This window comes from Pricia mediterranea (genome assembly GCF_032248455.1).
GTDB lineage: Bacteria > Bacteroidota > Bacteroidia > Flavobacteriales > Flavobacteriaceae > Pricia > Pricia mediterranea.
In genome coordinates this window covers 447732-467709 of record NZ_JAVTTP010000001.1, presented here as the reverse complement: position 1 = coordinate 467709, position 19978 = coordinate 447732, and the positions used below count along the sequence as shown (strand labels likewise).

Genomic DNA, 19978 nt, shown 5'->3' with positions numbered 1-19978 from the left:
TTAAAATTTTCTAAGTTACTAAACGAAGCTACTTTCTCCTATTTATTTCTCCAATCCTTGTGGAAAGCACGGCAAACAATGAATCCACGTACCTATAAGACATCGTTCAGGGCCAACACCGGTATTTTTGAATGGTAACCGAGTTCCTGGACCAAGGGTTTCGATAGGATGTTATGGAAAAAGCCGCTTTTTTTGTTTAGGAATGCAATCATCTCGCTATCCCTACTTTCGATGAAGGCATTGATCCCGGCATGTACCTTAACGTCGGACAAGGTGTGGAAACTATGGTCAAGTTCCTTGAAGATGCTTTCCAATAGATCTTTGCTTTCTTGCTGCTCTTTGCTGAGTTCTTTTTCCTCCTCGATATGTAGTATCCTGATACCGATGTTGTGCATCCTGCTGATTTCCATCAAATGTTTTAGTTCCCTTCTCTTAAAAACCGACTTATAGTCCGTTGGAAACACAATTTCATTAGGAGGCTCGGGGTTTGTGAATTCGGGGATGGACAGGACGGGACATACAGTAATAGCCTCCATCATATTAATGGTATTGGTACCGAAAATAACGGTCCTCGACCCAGTAGTGCCCTGGGTTCCCATAATAATGATATCGATATCCTTTTTTCTAATAAGGTCTTTGGTCGATTCGATCAATGAATCGTTCGTTGAAATTGTATGATACCTATGTTTTGGATTTTCAGGCTCCCGTTGTAGCGTCTTCATAAGTTTTTTGAACTCATCTTCTGAATTTTTCTTTGCCTTTTCAAAGGCTTTTTCATCGGGCTCTGTCAGCATTATGGGGTTGTCAACATGATATCCGTCGACCGGGAATACGTGTAGAAAATAAAAATTGCAGTCGTGGTCGGCATAGAGCTTCAAGGCGTAGCGAACGGCGTTCAGTGCATTTTTCGAAAAATCGGTAGGCAATAGAATTCGTTTGTCCATAAGGTGTATTTTTTCATTGTACCTTAAAAATAAGCACAACAAAATTGATATCCGGTGACCATGATCAGTTTTTTCTAAAACCTTTCACATTTTATCGTGCAATGTTCTGCATGACCATAAACGGCACCTTTACGTGAAGACCCAACTGGTCGATGGTAGAGGTGGCAAGCATGTCCTCTAGGTGCGAATGCCGAGAATTGATCATCGCCAACATATCGATGTCACTTTGTTCGATGTATTTGGTTATGGCCAAGGTTTTGTCTCCTTCCGCGGTAGTCGTAAAAATCGATTCCGTTTTTTGCAAACAGCCTTGCAGGAACTTTTTATTGTCCATTTGTCGAAAGGAAAGGTTTTCAACGGGATTATTATAGAGCACATGAACTTTAGACCTGAAAGAACCCGTCATATCGGCGAGTAGTTTCAGTTCCCTACGCTTGAAGGGAAGCATAAGATCGCTGGCAAAAAGTACATTTTTGGGCGGATGGTATTCATAGCCTTCCGGGACAGCGAGTACCGGACACTGTACATATTTCATCAGTTGTAGGGTATTGGTGCCAAAAGTGGTCCTTCGATCGTTGGTGGCCCCGCGGGTGCCCATGACTACGATATCGATATTTTCTTGGTTCACCCATTCGTTGGCGGCATCGATAAGTCCTCCAAAGACCGGAACAAAGGCGTAGGAATGTTTTGGGTTGGGAGAATATTTCCTGAGGTCGGCCTGGATTTGCCCAAGCTTTTCTTCAACACTTTCCAGCGTGGCCCGCTTCAATTTTTCGAGGGAGGCGCGTTTACCGGTTTTTTCCTCACGGTAAACCTCGTCTGCGTAGGTGTGCAGAATAATGAATTCACTACGTTCGTACTTGAATACCTGAGAGGCATATTTCAACGCATTATAAGCGTTATCCGAAAAATCCGTGGGTACCAATACTTTTCTCATGGCTACAACTTTGTACCAAAAATAAGGGATATTCAGACTACGTCCCATGATATTTGTCAGGTAACCAAGGTCGTGGCATAAAAACTTAACTCGCTTCAAGCGCCGGCAAAGAACGAATCCCATCTTCGTGAAGTCGATTCGTGCCATTGGAAATTTAGGTTGTATGGAAGAATGTCGCTGCACATGTTGCTCGGTAAGCATGACGATCGTCATAGTATCTCGCCGGGCCTATGCCTACTTTTGAATAACTCAATTTCAAATAAGATCACTATGGAAAAAATTTCTACCCTTCTTGTACCCTACGATTTTTCAGAAAGTGCCGAGCGGGCCTTGGATTATGCCGTGGCCTTCGTAGGGCGTAACGACGATATGACCATTATATTGGCACGAATATCGGGTCACCGGGAACTCGATCTGCCTCCAGAGGATTACCAAGATGTTGTGGAAAAATACCGTTCGGAGCTTAAGAACGAATTGGAGTGGATTACTCGGGAAGGAGGGCTTACCGAAGCCTTACTAGACATCCAAGGGAACAAACAAATAGACCTCATCGTCATGGGAACCGGAGGGAGCAAAGATAAGGCGACAGGTACCAATACCTCAAAACTTGCGCTGGAGGCCGACTGTCCGGTAATGGTAGTGCCGCAAGGCTATAGCGGCTTTCGGGTAAAGCGTATTGCGCTGGTTCTGGGAAAAAAGGAAATCGATGATGCCCAAGTGCTCGGCACTTTGCTCGACGTCGCCCGTAGGTTCAATGCCGTGGTGCACGTCCTTACGATTAAAAACACCCCCGGTATTTACGGATATTCCGAGGCCGACCGTAAGAACGAGAGTACGATACGGTATTATCTGGAGCACTTTTTCACCCAGCATTCCTTTATCGAGAATACCGATATCGTAGCGGGAATTATGGACTACGCCCAGAATAACCTGATAGACATGATCGGCATACTGCCGAGAAACCATGCACAACGTAGCGCACCGTCGGAAGGGGAGCTAACGAAGGAATTGAGTTTGCGATCTAAGATACCGATACTGGCTATGGATTAACGATCGATGGAGCGTCGAAATGAATGTCTTGCCTTCAGTGGTCCCTATAGCAGTGAGAACGGTTGACCGGTACTTTGCAGGGCAGAAAACCATAGATCGCCTTCGACGTCTATTTTCTTTCTTTTCTCGATTACCTTGGATATGGGTAAATGTACCAGTTGATTGTTCATTTTACCTACCACACATTTGGTCTTGCCCGCCATGGCCGCGTGTACTGCGTTATAGGCCAGTTGGTTGCATAGCACACTGTCGCTGGCATTGGCCGGGGCACTTCGTATGATATAACTGGGATCGATATATTTGACGGTGATTTCTTGGGAAAGCGACTCAAAATAGTGTTTTATACTATCCTTTAAGAATATTCCGATATCCCGATGCTGAATATTTCCCGAGGCATCGGTCTTCGGTACAGAATCGGTTTCGAAAAGATGTTGGCCTGCTCCCTCGGCGACAACGATAACGGCATGGTGTTTTAGATCAAGACGTTTTTTTAGGGCTGCTAGAAATCCATTCTTACCGCCTAACTCAAAAGACATTTCAGGGATAAGAACAAAATTGACCACGGGCATCGCTATGGCCGCCGATGCCGCAATGAAGCCACTGTCCCTTCCCATTAGCTTAACGATGGCGACACCGTTGTAGGCACCCGCCGCCTCATTGTGGGCATCCCTGATAATCGGGGTTGCGGTATCGAAAGCCGTTTCGAACCCGAAGGACTTGTCGATCAGGTCGATGTCGTTGTCTATGGTCTTCGGTATTCCGATGATAGCAATGTCGCTTCCCCTTTTCTCCGTTTCCCTGGCAATTGCTTCGGCACCTCTAAGGGTTCCGTCCCCGCCAATGGCGAACAGCATATCGATCTTGTGTTCGATTAGGGTGTCCACCATCCTTTCCACGTTCTGCGCTCCCCTGGAAGACCCTAGGTAGGTGCCGCCGAATTGGTGGATGTCCTTTACCTTGTCGGGATGAAGTTCGATAAATTCATGTCCCTTTTCGGGAACAAGGCCTTCGAAGCCATAAGGAATTCCGAGAATCCGCTCTGACCCGTAAAAATAATGCAGGGCCATAACGAGACTGCGTATCACATTATTCACACCGGGACAAAGACCACCACAGGTTACGATGGCCGCTTTGGTGTTCTTGGGATTAAAATACAAGTGCTCACGGGGCCCTGCCTTATCCAGACAGGCCGGTCGTATGTTGTGTTGTATGCATGTATCGAAACCCTGCAGCGTGATATCGGCCAAAAATTGGTCATCTTCCTCGACAAACCGATAGAATTTGTTCCCGTCCTCTTTGGCAAGATTTAAAGGAGAGGGAATCGTTGCCGCACCTAGCGTTTGTATTTCAAAGTTGTTTTCCATAATGGGCAGTGGGGATGTTCAAAAATAACGGTTTGTTGTTTAAAAATACAAATAACGACGTTCAAAAGCATGATCGCTGTCATTGAAATTGGCTCAGGTTGTTGTTCATGACGCGAAAGCCTGTATTTTTAAGGACATGGGAGGGATGATTGCCGCGACAAGGCTGATGATACCCTTGACCCCGATCGATCCGACTTTTGTGCTAGAACCGAAACCCTCCCGAGCAGGATTTTCACACTCTAGGGGTGTGTTCCAGAACGGGAAAGCGCCCCGTCGTTTATAGAGACGGGTCGTCCCCCTTCCCTATGGATACAGGTGCCGCTTTAGGCTGGAAAAGTCCCTGATGCTCAGGGCCGGGTCTAATCCAATCTAAGAGGGTCGAGCGAAAGTACAGCAACCAATACAGCCTACCGGAGTTCGTTTAAGGCCTTGTTCAAGTAGACGATTAGATTGCCCGCTAAGTGCTTCGCGGCTTCCATATCGCCTTTTTTAACACTGGCCTCTATGGATGATGAGAGCCCGTGACCTTTCGAAAAACCCAGAACACCCAGCGACCCGGCCAACATATGGCATTTTTCAAACAAGAGGGTAGCATCGTTGTTCTCTATTGCTTTTTCAATATCTTCGATGTCACTAGGGGTGCTTTCTTGAAAATGCTGTTGGATGAGCTCCCCGAACTCATCGCCTTCCTGCATCTTTAGTTCCTCGATCAGGCTTTCAAAATCGTCGTAAACGATGTCGCTCAATTCCACTGTGTGGATTTTATCTGCTTTCTCGGTATCACTGGAACCTTCCTTTCCCTGAGAATATCGCAGCGTGGTCTGGATCAATTCTTCTTCGGAATAGGGCTTGGCGATGTAATCGTTCATTCCCAGTTCTAAACACCTTTCTTTCTCCCCGACCAGGGAATGGGCCGAACAGCCGATAATCGGAACATTCGATCCGAGCTCTTTCCGAATCGCGGTTGTGGCCTGAAAGCCGTCCATTACCGGCATTTGTAAATCCATCAACACAACATCATAATTTTCGTTCTGCAGCATTTCTACACCGACTCTGCCATTCTCCGCGATTGAGATTTTGGAGCCCCATCTTTTGAAATAATGCGTCGCCAGCAGCTGGTTGTGGACGTTATCCTCGACCAACAAAATTTTCGTATCCGTGAAAAGATTCCCATTCGGGCCGGTTTTCTCGGTAGTCATGTGTTGTCCCTTATCCATCTCGGTAATTTCGAAGGTTTTTTCGAATTTGAACTCGGACCCTTGGCCTAGTTGGCTCGTTACGCTTATTGCCCCACCATAGAGACCGATCAGCATATTTACAATGTTAAGACCAAGCCCAGTACCTCCATAGTGGCGGGTAGTACTCGCTTCTGCCTGTGAAAAACGTTCGAATACCGTTTCCAATTTTTCCTCGGGAATGCCAATGCCGGTATCTTTGACGATAAACTCCACCATCACTTTATTGCAGTCTAAGAGGGTGGCCTCGGCACGCAACTCTACCGAGCCTTCGTTTGTAAACTTTACGGCATTGCCAACCAGATTAATGAAGATCTGTGTAAGGCGCGTTTCGTCCGCTACTACATAATCAGGAATTTCGTAGTCTATACTTGAAAGTAATTTTATTCCCTTTTCCTTGGCCGTGGGCGCTTGCAACCGGACTACGTATTGAATTAGATCTCTCAGGGACACGGGGTTCTTTTCTAAGTGGACATTGCCGCTCTCTAATTTTGAAATATCCAAGATGTCGTCGATGATCACCTTTAGATTCTGAGAGGAAATTTGCACGGTATCCAGATATTCTTTCTGTTGCTTGGTAAGGGGCGTTTTCTTCAGCAAATCGTTAAAGCCTATTACCGCGTTTAAGGGCGTACGTATTTCGTGGCTCATATTGGAGAGAAATTCATCTTTTGCCATCGAAAGTTTTTCTACCTCTATTTTTTCCCTTCTCAATTTTATCAGGTGCAAAACTGTATTGGAAATATAGCGCAACGCTTTGCGTTGATGGTCGTTCAGCTTTCTCGGGACCGTATCTATGGCACACAGGGTGCCGATTGCAATATTATTCTTATCGGTCAGGGGCGAGCCGACATAGAACCGAATTTCGGGTCCTCCGAGTACCATGGGGTTGTTCTTAAAACGTTCATCCTCTAGGGTGTTCGGTACTTCCAAGATTTCATCGGACATGATAGAATACTGGCAGAAAGAGATTTCTCTCGGAGTTTCATCGACCTCAAGGCCGTATTTTGATTTGAACCATTGCCTCTTTTCATCCACGAGAGTGACCAAGGCCGTCGGTACGTCTAGAATTTGTCCCGCGAGCCGCGTCAGATTATCGAACATCTCCTCGGCATCGGAGTTCAATATCTGATATTCGTACAATTGCTGTAAGCGTTCTCTTTCATTGGAAGGAATGGGTAAGTTTGGATTCATCTGGGGGGATTTTCTAAAATAACGAGTAATCTCTTACGATATTGCGATAATCAAGTCCGAAATCGGAGTTTTAAGTAGACATTAAATATTAGGGAGGGATGTATTAGAAATTCATTTGAACAGAAGCTTTAAAAATATCCAATGATCAAACGCAATCCGGTTTCCGAGGGGAGGATTGGGTAAGGGGTTCTGACGATTACGCCTCGAAAACACGAAAGCTGAACCCTGAAATAAGAATGCATATATCCGTTTTTCGCAATAAGGAACGCGCTGGGCACATCAACCTGACAAATATCATATGGACAAGATAAAAACAATGTTAATTTTATATTTTGAACGATGGTTTCTGTACTTAGAAGACGTAGAATACCAGTAAAACAGAATTTGAAATTTATTTTTTTAGATATGAAAAAAGGAGTTCCTATTACGCGGATTATGACGAAAAATTTAATCACCCTTAGCTTGGAAGATGACTTGGCGACTGCGGAAAGACTGTTCAAGAAACATCGTATTCGACACATACCGGTCACTTCAGGAGCGCAGATTCGGGGCATGTTGAGCTACACCGACCTGATGCGAATCAGTTTTGCCGATGCATTGCACGAAAACGAAATAGATGATTCGGTCTATGATATGTTCACCATCGAACAGATAATGGCCAATAATGTGATCAGTGTGACCTCCCAAAATACGGTCCGGGAAGTTGCTGAGCAGCTGGCCAAAAAAGAGTTTCATGCACTGCCAGTGGTGGACGATGGTATTTTATCGGGCATCGTGACCACCACGGACCTGATCAATTATTTCTTGGAAAACTGTTAGATTCCATTGGCGACAGCTCTTCACCTTTCTATGCGTTTCGGCACGTGAACACCCACGATTTACCCGCACTGGATGTAGTGTGGGTTTAGAACTGTTGAACGTCTTTGGCCGTATTGACTTCTATCCGCTCTTAAAGTAAACCGTATTCATAGGTTCTTGTGCTTCGGACATCAACGTTCAAATAAATTGAACCTGTCTGCGCCGAAGCCCATAAGAAGTTTTGTTACCTTGTGCTTCTATTGATGCGTTCGCCCTGTTCAGGAACGGACCGAATTCTGCCGGGGAACCTCAGCGCGCTGCCAGGAATTTGGAGCTATTCCAAACATATGGCACAACAATTGTCATAGTAGCAGCGAAAGAAAATGGTTTGTAGTACTTTGACGCGTACTACAAGGCCTTTCAGAGATTTTGTAACTAAAGATTAAAGGGGATGTCTGTTGTATCAGTGACAGAATGACCGAAAATATACCTATGGGAGATTCTAATTTTTCAGATTTTGACAATATGTCGTTGCAGTCCATCGACGAGGATGCAGAATTGATTCCGTTGCTAACGCCGGAGGACGAAGAGGAAATGGCCAATGAAAAATTGCCGGAAACCTTGCCAATATTGCCGCTTCGAAATACCGTTCTCTTTCCGGGGGTCGTGATTCCGATTACGGCGGGAAGGGATACTTCTATCAATTTGATACAGGACGCCAACAACGGTTCGAAGGTAATCGGCGTCGTTTCCCAAAAGGACGAGGAAACCGAAAATCCCAATGCCAAGGATATCAACACGTTGGGGACGGTAGCGCGGATTTTGCGGGTGCTTAAAATGCCGGATGGCAACACGACCGTCATCCTACAGGGTAAAAAACGCTTTGAGGTAGCCGAAATACTGACCGAAAAACCGTATTTGACCGCCACCGTCCGCGAAACTGCGGAGGCTCGGCCGGAGAAAGACGGACAGGAGTTTTTGGCCATTATCGAATCGATAAAGGATTTGGCACTTCGCATCATCAAGGATAATCCCAACATCCCCAGTGAGGCTTCCTTTGCCATCAAAAATATCCAGAGCAACTCCTTTTTGATCAACTTTGTATCCTCGAACCTCAATCTGAGGGTAAAGGAAAAGCAAGAGCTTCTCGAAATCAACAGTCTGCAAGAGCGGGCTCTGGCCACCCTAAAATATATGAATGTCGAGCTACAGAAACTGGAGCTCAAGAACAACATTCAGAGTAAGGTGCGCAGCGATATGGACCAACAGCAGCGGGAGTATTTTCTGCACCAGCAGATGAAGACCATTCAGGAAGAACTGGGCGGGGTATCCCATGACGACGAGATTCTGGAGATGAAGGCCAGGGCCAAGAAGAAAAAGTGGTCCAAAAAAGTGGACAAACACTTCAACAAGGAGCTCACCAAGATACAGCGCATGAACCCGCAGGTCGCGGAGTATTCCATCCAAAGAAATTACCTGGACCTGTTTCTTGATTTGCCTTGGAACGAATACTCGAAAGACAAGTTCGACCTAAAAAGGGCGGAAAGAATTCTAGATCGGGACCATTACGGACTTGAAGATGTCAAACGACGTATTATCGAATATTTGGCCGTGTTAAAGCTACGGAACGATATGAAATCGCCGATCCTCTGCCTATACGGGCCTCCAGGGGTGGGGAAAACTTCCCTTGGAAAATCCATCGCGGAAGCTTTGGGCAGGGAATATGTGCGGATGTCCCTTGGCGGTCTGCGGGATGAAGCGGAAATTCGAGGGCACCGAAAGACCTATATCGGCGCCATGCCCGGTAGAATAGTCCAGAACCTGAAAAAGGCGGGCACCTCGAATCCCGTGTTTATCCTAGATGAAATCGATAAACTGGCCAGTAGCCATCAGGGCGACCCGTCATCCGCCATGTTGGAGGTGCTGGATCCCGAACAGAACAATGAGTTTTACGACAATTTCCTGGAGATGGGCTACGACCTCTCCAAGGTTATGTTTATCGCTACGGCCAATAGTCTGTCATCCATCCAGCCGGCGCTTCGTGACCGGATGGAAATCATCAAGGTAACAGGCTATACCATCGAGGAAAAGGTCATGATTGCCAAAAAGCACTTGCTGCCGAAACAGTTGAAGGAACACGGTCTTACCTCGAAGGATATTAAAATCGGAAAGCCCCAGCTGGAGAAGATCGTAGAGGGCTACACCCGGGAATCCGGAGTGCGCGCCCTTGAAAAACAGATTGCTAAAATGGTGCGTTATGCCGCCAAAAACATCGCTACCGAGGAGGAATATAACATAAAGATTTCCAAAGACGACGTCGAAAAGATCTTAGGTCCCGCCCGTATGCACCGCGACAAGTATGAAAACAACGATGTGGCCGGGGTGGTAACAGGGTTGGCGTGGACGAGTGTCGGGGGCGATATACTGTTTATCGAGTCCATCCTCTCCAAAGGGAAAGGCACCTTAAATATTACTGGAAATTTGGGCAAGGTGATGAAGGAATCCGCCACCATCGCGATGGAGTACATCAAATCCAATGCAGACCGTTTCGGAATCGACCCCGGGGTATTCGAGAAATATAACGTGCATATTCACGTACCTGAAGGGGCTACCCCCAAAGACGGGCCCAGTGCGGGAATTACAATGCTAACCTCCCTCGTATCCCTTTTTACCCAGAAAAAGGTCAAGAAGAGCGTGGCCATGACAGGAGAGATCACGTTGCGGGGCAAAGTGCTTCCCGTCGGCGGTATCAAAGAAAAAATACTGGCCGCAAAACGGGCGCGGATAAAAGAAATCATTCTTTGTAAGGATAACGAAAAAGACATCCTGGAAATTAAGGAGGATTATTTGAAGGGACTGAAATTCCACTACGTAACGGACATGCACGAAGTGGTCGATATTGCGATTACGGGGCAAAAAGTAAAACATCCGAAAAAGTTATAATGCGAAATATCACTATCGCCATCGATGGCTACTCGTCGACCGGAAAAAGTACTTTGGCCAAGCAATTGGCCAAGGCCCTGGAATACGTATATGTCGATACGGGGGCCATGTACAGGGCGGTAACACTTTTCGCAATGCGTAACGGATTTATCGCGAACGGGATCGAAAACATCCCGGCACTGGTACGCTTGCTTCCGAAGATACAGTTGAAATTTGTTCGTAATGATAAGTTGAAATTTTCGGAGATGTACCTGAACGGGGAAAATGTCGAAAAGGAAATCCGCCAAATGGAGGTTTCCCAATACGTTAGTCGCATTGCGGAGATAGAGCAGGTGCGCTACAAGCTGGTGGATATGCAAAGGGAGATGGGAAGGGACAAGGCCATCGTTATGGACGGTCGCGACATCGGTACCACCGTTTTTCCCGATGCGGACCTGAAGATTTTTATGACCGCATCGCTTCAGGCGCGGACCACCCGAAGGTATAAGGAGCTTTTGGAGAAGGGAGAGGAGGTCACCTATGAAGAGGTACTGGAGAACGTTCAAAAACGCGACTATATCGACACTCACCGTGAGTTTTCCCCGCTGATGAAAGCCGAAGACGCCATCGTTTTCGATAATAGCGATATGGGGCTGAAAGAGCAGTTCGAACGCCTGGAGAGTATCGCGCGCCGATACATCGCTAAAGAGGAGGGTTCGAGCTAATCTTTTTCAATGTGCCCCATTTGGCTGGTGGTTTGCTCGACTAAGTTGCTTGTCCGTCGTTTGCGCAGGGTAGCCGGATGGGGTTTAATTAATAAAGGGGCGACCAAACTTGTCGCCCCTTCTAATAGATTCCATTAATCGTTTAGGTCGGATTCCCCGATGCCTGCATCGAATTTTCTTTTTTCGGAAGTTGGGATTTGCCATTCGGAAGTTGATGACCGAATCCTGCATCGTGCTGGTCAAACTGCGTCCGGCACTCCTGTTTTAGCGGTTCGGAATCAATAAGACCTGATCAGGGTGAATGACATCGGGATTATCCAAAATACCTTTGTTCGCCTCGAATATCTTATTGTACTCCATCGGGTCCCCGTAATAATGTTGGGCGATTTTGCTAAGCGACTCGCCGCTTTTGACCACGTGCCTGGCGTAAATAGATTCGTCCGCCACCGTAATGTTCGCCTTGATGTCCGAAGGATTTTCTCCACCGATTTCCTTGATCTTGTCCCATAAGATGTTTTTTTCATACTGGGTTTTGGCCTCTCCCTTTACCTTTAGGATGCCATCCTCCACGGATACGTCCCCATTCTTAATATTCAGTTTCTCGCCCAGGTCCAGCACGGGCTGATATTTCTCTTTGACACTCATGATCGTCGTTTTAAATGAATAAATAATAGCTCCCAAGGTAACGATATTTGGCCTATTTTATCAAAACTTGTTAAGATTCTTTTCCCCGGGCAGCTCTCTTTTTCGATTCGGGTTGCTAAAACCATAGGAATATCGTATTTTTGCACTCCTTTTTTACAAGGCAGCAAGAGGAAAAGGAATACTGAAAATAATTATTTTAACAACTTCTGCGGCGATTGTTCAACTCTTGTAGCATCGCGGAATACAAATTGAACTCGGCACATGGCTGACGAAAAAGCAACGGCAGAGGTGGAAGAGACCACCGAAGCACAACAGGAACAAAACGTTCAACAAGAACAGGAAAAGAAAGAAGAAAAACCCCAGCAGGATCCACAGGAATTTCTGGATACTTTTGATTGGGAAAAATACGAAGAGGGGATCGAACCCGTTGACGACGCAAAATTGCAGGAATTCGAAAAGCTCGTTACAGAGAATTTCGTCGATACCGCCGATGAGGAAGTTGTCGAAGGTACCGTAACCCATATGACGGAGCGCGATGCGATCATCGACATCAACGCAAAGTCCGAAGGGGTGATCTCCTTAAATGAATTCCGGTACAATCCCGACTTGAAAGAAGGGGATAAGGTCGATGTCCTAATCGACATCCGAGAGGATAAAAATGGACAGCTGGTACTATCGCACAGAAAGGCTAGGACCATTATGGCCTGGGAGCGCATCAACAAATCCTACGACGAAGAACTGGTCGTAAGCGGATTTGTAAAATGTAGGACCAAAGGCGGTATGATTGTCGATATTTTCGGGATCGAGGCCTTCTTGCCCGGTTCGCAGATCGATGTCAAACCGATTCGTGATTACGACCAGTACGTAGGTAAGACGATGGAATTCAAGGTGGTAAAGATCAACCACGAATTCAAGAACGTGGTCGTTTCGCACAAAGCCCTTATCGAGGCCGATATTGAAGAGCAGAAGAAGGAGATCATTAGCCAGTTGGAAAAGGGACAGGTTTTGGAAGGTGTCGTGAAAAACATTACTTCCTACGGTGTGTTCGTAGACCTAGGCGGTGTAGACGGATTGGTGCATATCACAGACCTCTCCTGGAGCAGGATCAACCATCCCAACGAGGTGGTGGACCTGGATCAGAAAATCAACGTGGTCATCCTCGATTTCGACGAGAACAAATCCCGTATCCAATTGGGTATGAAGCAGCTTGAGAAACATCCTTGGGATGCCTTGAGCGATGAGATCAAAATTGGCGACAAAGTCAAAGGTAAGGTCGTGGTCATTGCCGATTACGGTGCCTTTGTCGAGGTGGTCGAAGGTGTTGAAGGTTTGATACACGTATCCGAAATGTCGTGGTCGACGCACCTGCGTTCCGCCCAAGATTTCGTAAACGTCGGCGATGAAGTCGATGCCGTGGTATTGACTTTGGATCGCGAGGACCGAAAAATGTCCCTCGGGATTAAGCAATTGACCCCGGACCCATGGACGGATATCACGTCTAAGTATCCCGTGGGATCGCGGCACGAAGGTATCATCCGCAACTTCACCAATTTCGGTGTCTTTGTAGAGATGGAAGAAGGAATCGACGGATTGATCTATATCTCGGACCTTTCTTGGACCAAGAAGATAAAGCATCCTTCAGAATTCGTCAACGTAGGCGATACCATCGAGGTCGAAGTCCTAGAATTGGATGTTGAGGGCCGCAAGCTAAGTATCGGCCACAAACAGGTCACCGAAAACCCGTGGGACAAATACGAAAAGGAATTTGCCCTGGGTACGATACACAAAGCGGCCATTACCGATATGGTGGACAAAGGTGCGACCATCGATTTCAACGAAGACATTACGGCTTTCGTGCCGCAGCGTCATTTGGAGAAGGAAGATGGCAAGAAGCTAGGCAAGGGCGAAGAGGCCGAATTCAAGATCATTGAGTTCAATAAGGACTTCAAACGCGTCGTAGCTAGCCACACCGCTGTTTTCCGTGAAGAGGAAATCCGCAATGTCAAGCAGGCCCAGAAGAAAGCTGCCGCTGCGGCCGACGAGGCCAAGCCGACTTTAGGTGACGCCAACGAGGCCTTGCAGGCCCTGAAGAAGAAAATGGAAGGCAACGATTAGAAATCGACCTTTCCATTTAAGAAAAGGAAACCCCGTTCGCAGTGTATGCGGATGGGGTTTTTTGATGATATTGGGGCCGGATTGTGAATCATAATGTTAAATGCTTGCATAAAACGAAACCCGCTATGCCTTAATGCGGCTTTTGCTTATATTGTGCACTACTTTTCTCATGGGCATTACATCCGTTCGTCTATTTTTGACGGACTATTCAAAAAGAAACGAATCGATAGCGGAATTATATGAAACGAGCATTAACGAATTTTAAAAATTTCTTCAGAAAAGGCAATGTTTAAAATTTTTAATGCGGGAGCGCAGGGGTTGCCTGCGCTCTCAATTTTTTAATTAATTAATTTTCAGGTAATTAAAAGGATTTAAACGCATGAAACGAAGAAATTTTGTACAACTATCCAGTATGGGGGCAGGTGCACTGTTGGTGCCGGGGGCCTTGATGGGCAAGCAAATCCCCACCGAAGCGCTACTGGCGCCCGGAATGGATAAGATCGTTAAAAAACGAATGGCCGATGTAGCCCTCAATACCGCAAAGTCGATGGGCGCTTCGTATGCCGACGCACGGATCGGGCGCTACCTGAACCAATATGTGTTCACCCGTGAGGATAAGGTACAGAACGTGGTGAACACCGAGTCCTTCGGTATCGGGATACGGGTAATCGCCAACGGCACCTGGGGCTTTGCCTCTACCAATTCGGTGACCGAAGACGGTATAAAGAAGGCGACCGAGCAGGCGGTGGCCATCGCCAAAGCCAATTCCAAGTTCCAAACAGAGCCGGTTCAACTGGCGCCGGTAGCGGGAAAGGGAGAGGTTTCCTGGAAGACTCCGATTGAAAAGGATTTTAAGGAAGTGCCGATTTCCGAGAAGGTCGATTTACTGCTGAACGCCAATGCGGCCGCCCTCGACAATGGGGCCAACTTTGTGAACTCCGCCCTGTTTATGGTCAATGAACAAAAATATTTCGCCTCTACCGACGGCTCGTACATCGATCAAGACGTACACCGGATATGGCCGACCTTCGGGGTTACGGCAGTCGATCAGGCCGCCGGCCAGTTTAAGACCAGGGATGCCATGAGTGCGCCTATGGGGATGGGGTATGAGTATATGGATGGACTAAATTCGGAGAAGCTCAAGGGCGCAGCGGGCCTTACCCTGTACCGCAAGAGTTACGATATGGTGGAGGATGCCACAATGGCCGCAAAACAGGCCAAGGAAATGCTCACCGCCAAATCCGTGGAACCCGGAAAATACGATCTGGTGCTCGAACCCAATCATCTGGGACTGACTATCCACGAATCCGTCGGTCACCCGACCGAACTCGACCGGGTGCTAGGGTATGAGGCGAATTATGCCGGTACCAGCTTTGCCACCCTCGACAAATGGAAGTCGGGCGATTTCAAATACGGAAGCGATATCGTAAATATTGTGGCCGATAAGACCCAAACGGGCTCCTTGGGGGCCGTAGGTTATGATGACGAGGGAGTGGAGTGCAAAAAATGGGATATCATCAGGGATGGCATATTGGTGAACTACCAGGCCATTCGCGATCAGGTGCACATTATCGATCAGAACAAATCCCACGGGTGCTGCTACGCCCAAAGCTGGAACGACGTGCAGTTCCAGCGCATGCCGAACATCTCGCTCGAACCGGGCAAAGAACCGTACACTGTGGACGAAATGATCAAAAACACGGAGAAAGGTATTTATATCGCCGGTCGCGGATCCTACTCCATCGATCAGCAGCGCTATAATTTTCAATTCGGGGGTACGGTGTTCTATGAGATCAAGGACGGAGAAATAGTGGGCATGCTCAACGATCTGGCCTACCAGTCGAACACCCAGGAATTTTGGAATTCCTGTGCCAAGATCTGCGATGAAAATGATTATCGTCTGTTCGGTTCGTTCTTTGACGGCAAGGGGCAACCGCCCCAGGTCAGTGCCGTATCCCACGGTAGTTCGACCACGCGGTTCAATGGCATCAATGTCATCAATACCGGAAGAACCGTTTAACCCCAGTTTTATCCTAATAAAAATATCATGGCATTATATACAGAAGAGGAAGCAAAAAAGATTATGGAAAGGGCCTTGGGCTTTTCCACCGCGGACGGCTGCGTCATCAATCTTTCGGGCAGTGAAAGCGGCAACATCAGGTACGCCCGTAATTCGGTGAGCACTTCGGGGCATCGCTCCAACCAATCACTTGAAGTACAGTCCAATTTCGGCAAGAAATCCGGTACCGCTACTATTGATGAGTTTGACGATGCGTCCTTAAAAAGGGTCGTGGAGCGCTCCGAGGAACTGGCCAAGCTGTCTCCAGAGAACCCCGAGTTTATGCCGCCCTTGGGCCCGCAAACCTACGATGATGCGATAAATTATGTAGAGGAAACCGCCAATGTGACCCCGGAATACCGCGCTGGGGTAGCCAACAACAGCATTGCCCCCGCCGAAAAAGAGAACGTCACGGCAGCAGGGTTCCTAAACGATTCCGCCGGCTTCAGGGCCATTTTGAATTCCAACGGACTTTTCGCCTACAACAAGGCCACCAACATGGAGTTTACCGTGACCATGCGTACCGACGACGGTACGGGTTCCGGATGGGTAACCCGTGATTTCAACGATGTCTCCAAGTTCGATGCCGTCGAGGCCTCCAAAGTGGCCATTGACAAAGCAGTGCTCTCGCAACAAGCCAAAGCGATCGAGCCCGGAAAATATACGGTGATTCTCGAACCGGCCGCGGCATTGGGATTGTTGCAAGGCTTGGGCCGCGCCCTCGATGCCCGACAGGCCGATGAGGGACGTAGTTTTATGTCAAAGGATGGCGGTAACAAGCTGGGGGACAAGATTGTGGACGAACGGGTTACGCTGTGGTCCGATCCACTACACCCCGAAGTTCCCACTACTACTTGGAATGGAACAGGCCAACCGCTCGACAAAACGGTATGGATTGAAGATGGGGTAGTTAAAAATCTGGCCTACGACCGCTTTTGGGCGGAGGAGAAAGGCGTTAAACCGGTGCCTTACCCCAACAATTTTATCATGGCGGGAGGCGACGATTCCCTGGAGACCATGATCAAGGATACAAAAAAAGGCATCTTGGTGACCCGGCTGTGGTATATCCGTTCCGTGGATCCCCAGACCTTGCTCTATACCGGGTTGACTCGCGACGGAACGTTCTATATCGAGAACGGACAGATCAAATATCCAGTAAAGAACTTCAGGTTCAACGAGAGTCCCATCATCATGTTGAACAATCTCGAAACCCTTGGGGAGCAGGCCAGGGTAGAGGGCAATTACATTCCCTATCTGAAAATTAGGGATTTTACCTTTACCAGTCTTTCGGACGCGGTTTAATGGAACAGAATGACCAAAAGATAGAAGAGTAAGTGATAGGTAGCGTCGGGTTCAATTTCCGGTAGTCACCCTTTCCGCAAGGATCATAGTCCTTATTCCTTGCTCTTTTCGTCTTTTTTCCCTGGCATATTCGCTAAATTTGTGGGTTACGTGAATAATGCTTTTTTCTTTACTAGGTTACAATACGAGTCCGGCGATTGGGATGTGGACCAGCGTATGCCGTCCAATCTCCTGAATTCCCTGGTAGAGTACACCACCTTAAAGGTCGATACCCGCGAAAACATTGTCGAATTGGCCAATGATGCTATCTTTGACTGTCCCTTTTGCTATCTTTCCGGACATAAACTCGTGCAGTTCACCAAAAAAGAAAAAGAGAACTTTGAGAAATACGTCACCAACGGGGGTTTTGTTTTCGTGGATGACTGCAACCACGATATCGACGGTCTTTTCGCCAAATCTTTCGAACGCCAAATGCGCGAGCTGTTCGGGGATGGTGCCCTGAAAAAGATTCCCAATGATCACGAGATCTACAGCAGCTTTTTCGAATTCGATGACGGACCCCCCACCACCTCGCAGGAGCTGAACGGCTGGGGCGACGATTTGGTGCACGAATACCTAAAGGCCATTGAAATAGACGACAGGATCGCGGTGCTGTATAGCAATAAGGATTACGGGTGTGAGTGGGACTATGATTTTAGGAACAAACGCTACTATAAAATTGACAATACCCAGTTCGGGGTGAATATCGTGATGTACGCCCTTACGTCTTAATGATTAGGATATGGATAAGGATTTAGTGGAAATCAAGCAGGAAGTCGCAATCTTGACCGACAAGCTGTCCGACTTAAAAAAGGAAATCGGCAAGGTAATCGTCGGACAGGAGGATACCATCGAACAATTGTTAATCGCTTTTCTGGCCGGGGGGCACGCCCTGCTCGAAGGGGTTCCCGGACTTGCGAAGACCTTGATGATAAGAACCCTGGCAGAGACCATTGAACTGGATTTTAAACGGATCCAATTCACCCCCGATTTGATGCCATCGGACATTATCGGTACTGAAATTTTGGAAGAGGACCGCACCACCGGACAGCACTTCTTTAAATTCCACAAAGGCCCCATTTTCGCCAACATCATTCTGGCCGATGAGATCAACCGGACCCCGCCAAAGACCCAGGCGGCCCTGTTGGAGGCCATGCAGGAATTTGAGGTCACTTACTCCGGAGAGACCTATGCCATGCAACGTCCCTTTTTTATTCTGGCCACCCAAAATCCCATTGAACAGTCCGGTACCTTCCCCTTGCCGGAAGCACAATTGGACCGGTTTCTGCTTTACATAAAAATCGGGTATCCCAGTGCATCCGATGAAAATGACATCCTAAAAAATACAACGGCAACCGCGCAGGCAGCCGTTAGTAAGATACTGTCCGGAAAAGATATCGTTCGGCTCCAGCAAATGGTACGGGAGGTACCCATCAGTGATGAACTGATAGCTGCGGTGGGCGACTTGGTCCGTGCGACCCGACCGGAAACCACCACCAACGCCTACGCAAAGGAATGGGTAGCCTGGGGCGCGGGGCCCAGGGCGGGACAGGCCATGATTCTAACTGCCAAGGCCCGCGCCCTGCTACGAGGTCGGCTTTCGGTCACCCCGGAAGATATTCAGCAAGTAACCCTGCCCGTATTGCGGCACCGCATCCTGGTGAACTTTAAGGCCGAAGCGGAGGGGGTAACCTCGGAGGCAGTAGCCCGTGAACTGTTGGCATCCTCAAGTATTCTAAAAAGGTAAACCTTTGAAAAAAGACTATCAAGACTTGTTGCGCCCTGAAGTCATTAACAGCGTTTCAGGCCTGTCGTTGATAGCCCGGGTCGTGGTCGACGGATATCTGTCCGGCCACAATCGGAGCCGTAGGGTGGGAGCGGGACTCGAGTTTAGCCAATATCGAGGCTATGGGCCGGGAGACGACCTACGTTTGTTGGACTGGAAAATGTTGGCCCGCTCGGGGAGGTATTACATCAAGCAATCGGAAATCGATACCCATACCACGGTCAAATTCGTAATGGATGCCAGCAAATCGATGCAACATACCGAAAATGGACGTTCCAAAATGGATTACGCCAAGGTGCTGACCGCCTCCTTGGCCTACCTGGCCCAGCAACAGGGCGATGCTATCGGACTCTATGCGCTGAACGCTAAGCAACTACACCAGCTGCGGCCCCGCGTTTCGAAGAGGCATTTTCAACGTTTTTTGCATAGACTGGTCCATGTCAATGCCGAAGACAAATGGCCGATAGACCCGGTTACGTTCGAAAAGTTGCAAAATCCACGGCAAAAGGAATTGTTGTTCTTTGTCACCGATTTTTACGAGTACGGACATGAGCTCACCCAAGCCATTACGAGCCTCAAGACCCCCCGGAACGAGGTGGTCGTGTTACAGCTTATGGGACGGAAAGAATTGGAGTTCGATTATTCGGACTATGTTGTTTTTGAAGATCTGGAAACCGGGAATAAAGTGAAAGTGGACGCGAAATCGGCAAAACCCGATTATCTAAAATCCTTGTCCGCCTTGCTCTCCCAAACCAAAGACGATCTCTTGAGCCAAGGTATCGGATACCAGATTTTTCTATTGGACGAACCTATAGCCGAAGCACTGCAATTGTTTTTAAAACGGCGTAGCAATTTGGAATAAT

General features: G+C 47.7%; 15 protein-coding genes. 10 read left to right on the top strand and 5 right to left on the bottom strand.

What is annotated here, in order from left to right:
* Positions 1–92: 92 nt before the first annotated feature.
* Together RQM65_RS01890 and RQM65_RS01885 are read right to left on the bottom strand one after the other, a co-directional pair.
* The gene (locus tag RQM65_RS01890) at positions 93–944 is read right to left on the bottom strand and encodes a universal stress protein (RefSeq protein ID WP_314012320.1); all 852 of its coding nucleotides are present in this window, start codon (positions 942–944) and stop codon (positions 93–95) included.
* A 91-nt stretch (positions 945–1035) separates the two neighbouring features.
* A complete protein-coding gene (locus RQM65_RS01885) occupies positions 1036–1881 on the bottom strand; it encodes a universal stress protein (protein ID WP_314012318.1) in 846 nt (281 codons plus the stop codon).
* Positions 1882–2151: 270 nt separating this feature from the next.
* Between RQM65_RS01885 and RQM65_RS01880 the strand changes: the two genes are divergently transcribed.
* Positions 2152–2931: a universal stress protein gene (locus RQM65_RS01880; RefSeq protein ID WP_314012316.1), complete on the top strand. Its 780-nt coding sequence runs from the start codon at positions 2152–2154 to the stop codon at positions 2929–2931.
* A 44-nt stretch (positions 2932–2975) separates the two neighbouring features.
* On the opposite strand, the gene RQM65_RS01875 is transcribed toward RQM65_RS01880, so the two are convergent.
* Entirely contained in the window at positions 2976–4295 is a 1320-nt protein-coding gene (locus RQM65_RS01875) for an ATP-dependent 6-phosphofructokinase (RefSeq protein ID WP_314012314.1), read from the bottom strand.
* A 407-nt stretch (positions 4296–4702) separates the two neighbouring features.
* Positions 4703–6724 carry an ATP-binding protein gene (locus RQM65_RS01870; protein ID WP_314012313.1) on the bottom strand — a complete coding sequence of 674 codons (2022 nt, stop codon included), beginning with the start codon at positions 6722–6724 and terminating at the stop codon, positions 4703–4705.
* 405 nt (positions 6725–7129) lie between these two features.
* Here RQM65_RS01870 and RQM65_RS01865 point away from each other — a divergent pair, with 405 nt between their 5' ends.
* From RQM65_RS01865 to cmk, 3 genes are all read left to right on the top strand, one after another.
* Positions 7130–7543, top strand: a complete 414-nt coding sequence (locus RQM65_RS01865; RefSeq protein WP_314012312.1) for a CBS domain-containing protein — start codon at positions 7130–7132, stop codon at positions 7541–7543.
* A gap of 471 nt (positions 7544–8014) precedes the next feature.
* Positions 8015–10465, top strand: coding sequence for an endopeptidase La (lon, locus tag RQM65_RS01860; protein WP_314012309.1), 2451 nt, complete (start codon positions 8015–8017; stop codon positions 10463–10465).
* Positions 10465–11169 carry a (d)CMP kinase gene (cmk, locus tag RQM65_RS01855; protein WP_314012307.1) on the top strand — a complete coding sequence of 235 codons (705 nt, stop codon included), beginning with the start codon at positions 10465–10467 and terminating at the stop codon, positions 11167–11169. The genes lon and cmk overlap by 1 nt, the downstream gene beginning before the upstream one ends.
* 264 nt (positions 11170–11433) lie before the next feature.
* On the opposite strand, the gene RQM65_RS01850 is transcribed toward cmk, so the two are convergent.
* Entirely contained in the window at positions 11434–11814 is a 381-nt protein-coding gene (locus RQM65_RS01850) for a LysM peptidoglycan-binding domain-containing protein (RefSeq protein ID WP_314012306.1), read from the bottom strand.
* 261 nt (positions 11815–12075) lie between these two features.
* Between RQM65_RS01850 and rpsA the strand changes: the two genes are divergently transcribed.
* The 6 genes from rpsA to RQM65_RS01820 all read left to right on the top strand — a co-directional run bounded on the left by rpsA (position 12076) and on the right by RQM65_RS01820 (position 19977).
* Positions 12076–13929 (top strand): 30S ribosomal protein S1, encoded by a 1854-nt coding sequence (gene rpsA / locus RQM65_RS01845; RefSeq protein ID WP_314012304.1) that lies wholly within the window; start codon positions 12076–12078, stop codon positions 13927–13929.
* 379 nt (positions 13930–14308) lie between these two features.
* Positions 14309–15949, top strand: a complete 1641-nt coding sequence (locus RQM65_RS01840; RefSeq protein ID WP_314012302.1) for a TldD/PmbA family protein — start codon at positions 14309–14311, stop codon at positions 15947–15949.
* Between the two features lie 27 nt (positions 15950–15976).
* On the top strand, positions 15977–17290 hold the full coding sequence (locus RQM65_RS01835) for a TldD/PmbA family protein (RefSeq protein ID WP_314012300.1): 1314 nt from the start codon (positions 15977–15979) through the stop codon (positions 17288–17290).
* Between the two features lie 150 nt (positions 17291–17440).
* Positions 17441–18061, top strand: a complete 621-nt coding sequence (locus RQM65_RS01830; RefSeq protein WP_314012298.1) for a DUF4159 domain-containing protein — start codon at positions 17441–17443, stop codon at positions 18059–18061.
* Between the two features lie 10 nt (positions 18062–18071).
* Complete coding sequence (locus RQM65_RS01825) at positions 18072–19076, top strand: AAA family ATPase (RefSeq protein WP_314012296.1); 1005 nt, start codon at positions 18072–18074, stop codon at positions 19074–19076.
* 4 nt (positions 19077–19080) lie between these two features.
* Positions 19081–19977: a DUF58 domain-containing protein gene (locus tag RQM65_RS01820; RefSeq protein WP_314012295.1), complete on the top strand. Its 897-nt coding sequence runs from the start codon at positions 19081–19083 to the stop codon at positions 19975–19977.
* The last annotated feature ends 1 nt before the right edge of the window (position 19978 follow it).

What these genes read in the sequence shown, in the direction of transcription:
- RQM65_RS01875 (WP_314012314.1), bottom strand. Translation starts at nt 4,295, where the DNA reads ATGGAAAACAACTTTGAAATACAAACGCTAGGTGCGGCAACGATTCCC.
- cmk (WP_314012307.1), top strand. Translation starts at nt 10,465, where the DNA reads ATGCGAAATATCACTATCGCCATCGATGGCTACTCGTCGACCGGAAAA.
- RQM65_RS01885 (WP_314012318.1), bottom strand. Translation starts at nt 1,881, where the DNA reads ATGAGAAAAGTATTGGTACCCACGGATTTTTCGGATAACGCTTATAAT.
- RQM65_RS01840 (WP_314012302.1), top strand. Translation starts at nt 14,309, where the DNA reads ATGAAACGAAGAAATTTTGTACAACTATCCAGTATGGGGGCAGGTGCA.
- RQM65_RS01865 (WP_314012312.1), top strand. Translation starts at nt 7,130, where the DNA reads ATGAAAAAAGGAGTTCCTATTACGCGGATTATGACGAAAAATTTAATC.
- rpsA (WP_314012304.1), top strand. Translation starts at nt 12,076, where the DNA reads ATGGCTGACGAAAAAGCAACGGCAGAGGTGGAAGAGACCACCGAAGCA.
- RQM65_RS01850 (WP_314012306.1), bottom strand. Translation starts at nt 11,814, where the DNA reads ATGAGTGTCAAAGAGAAATATCAGCCCGTGCTGGACCTGGGCGAGAAA.
- RQM65_RS01890 (WP_314012320.1), bottom strand. Translation starts at nt 944, where the DNA reads ATGGACAAACGAATTCTATTGCCTACCGATTTTTCGAAAAATGCACTG.
- RQM65_RS01835 (WP_314012300.1), top strand. Translation starts at nt 15,977, where the DNA reads ATGGCATTATATACAGAAGAGGAAGCAAAAAAGATTATGGAAAGGGCC.
- lon (WP_314012309.1), top strand. Translation starts at nt 8,015, where the DNA reads ATGGGAGATTCTAATTTTTCAGATTTTGACAATATGTCGTTGCAGTCC.
- RQM65_RS01870 (WP_314012313.1), bottom strand. Translation starts at nt 6,724, where the DNA reads ATGAATCCAAACTTACCCATTCCTTCCAATGAAAGAGAACGCTTACAG.
- RQM65_RS01825 (WP_314012296.1), top strand. Translation starts at nt 18,072, where the DNA reads ATGGATAAGGATTTAGTGGAAATCAAGCAGGAAGTCGCAATCTTGACC.
- RQM65_RS01880 (WP_314012316.1), top strand. Translation starts at nt 2,152, where the DNA reads ATGGAAAAAATTTCTACCCTTCTTGTACCCTACGATTTTTCAGAAAGT.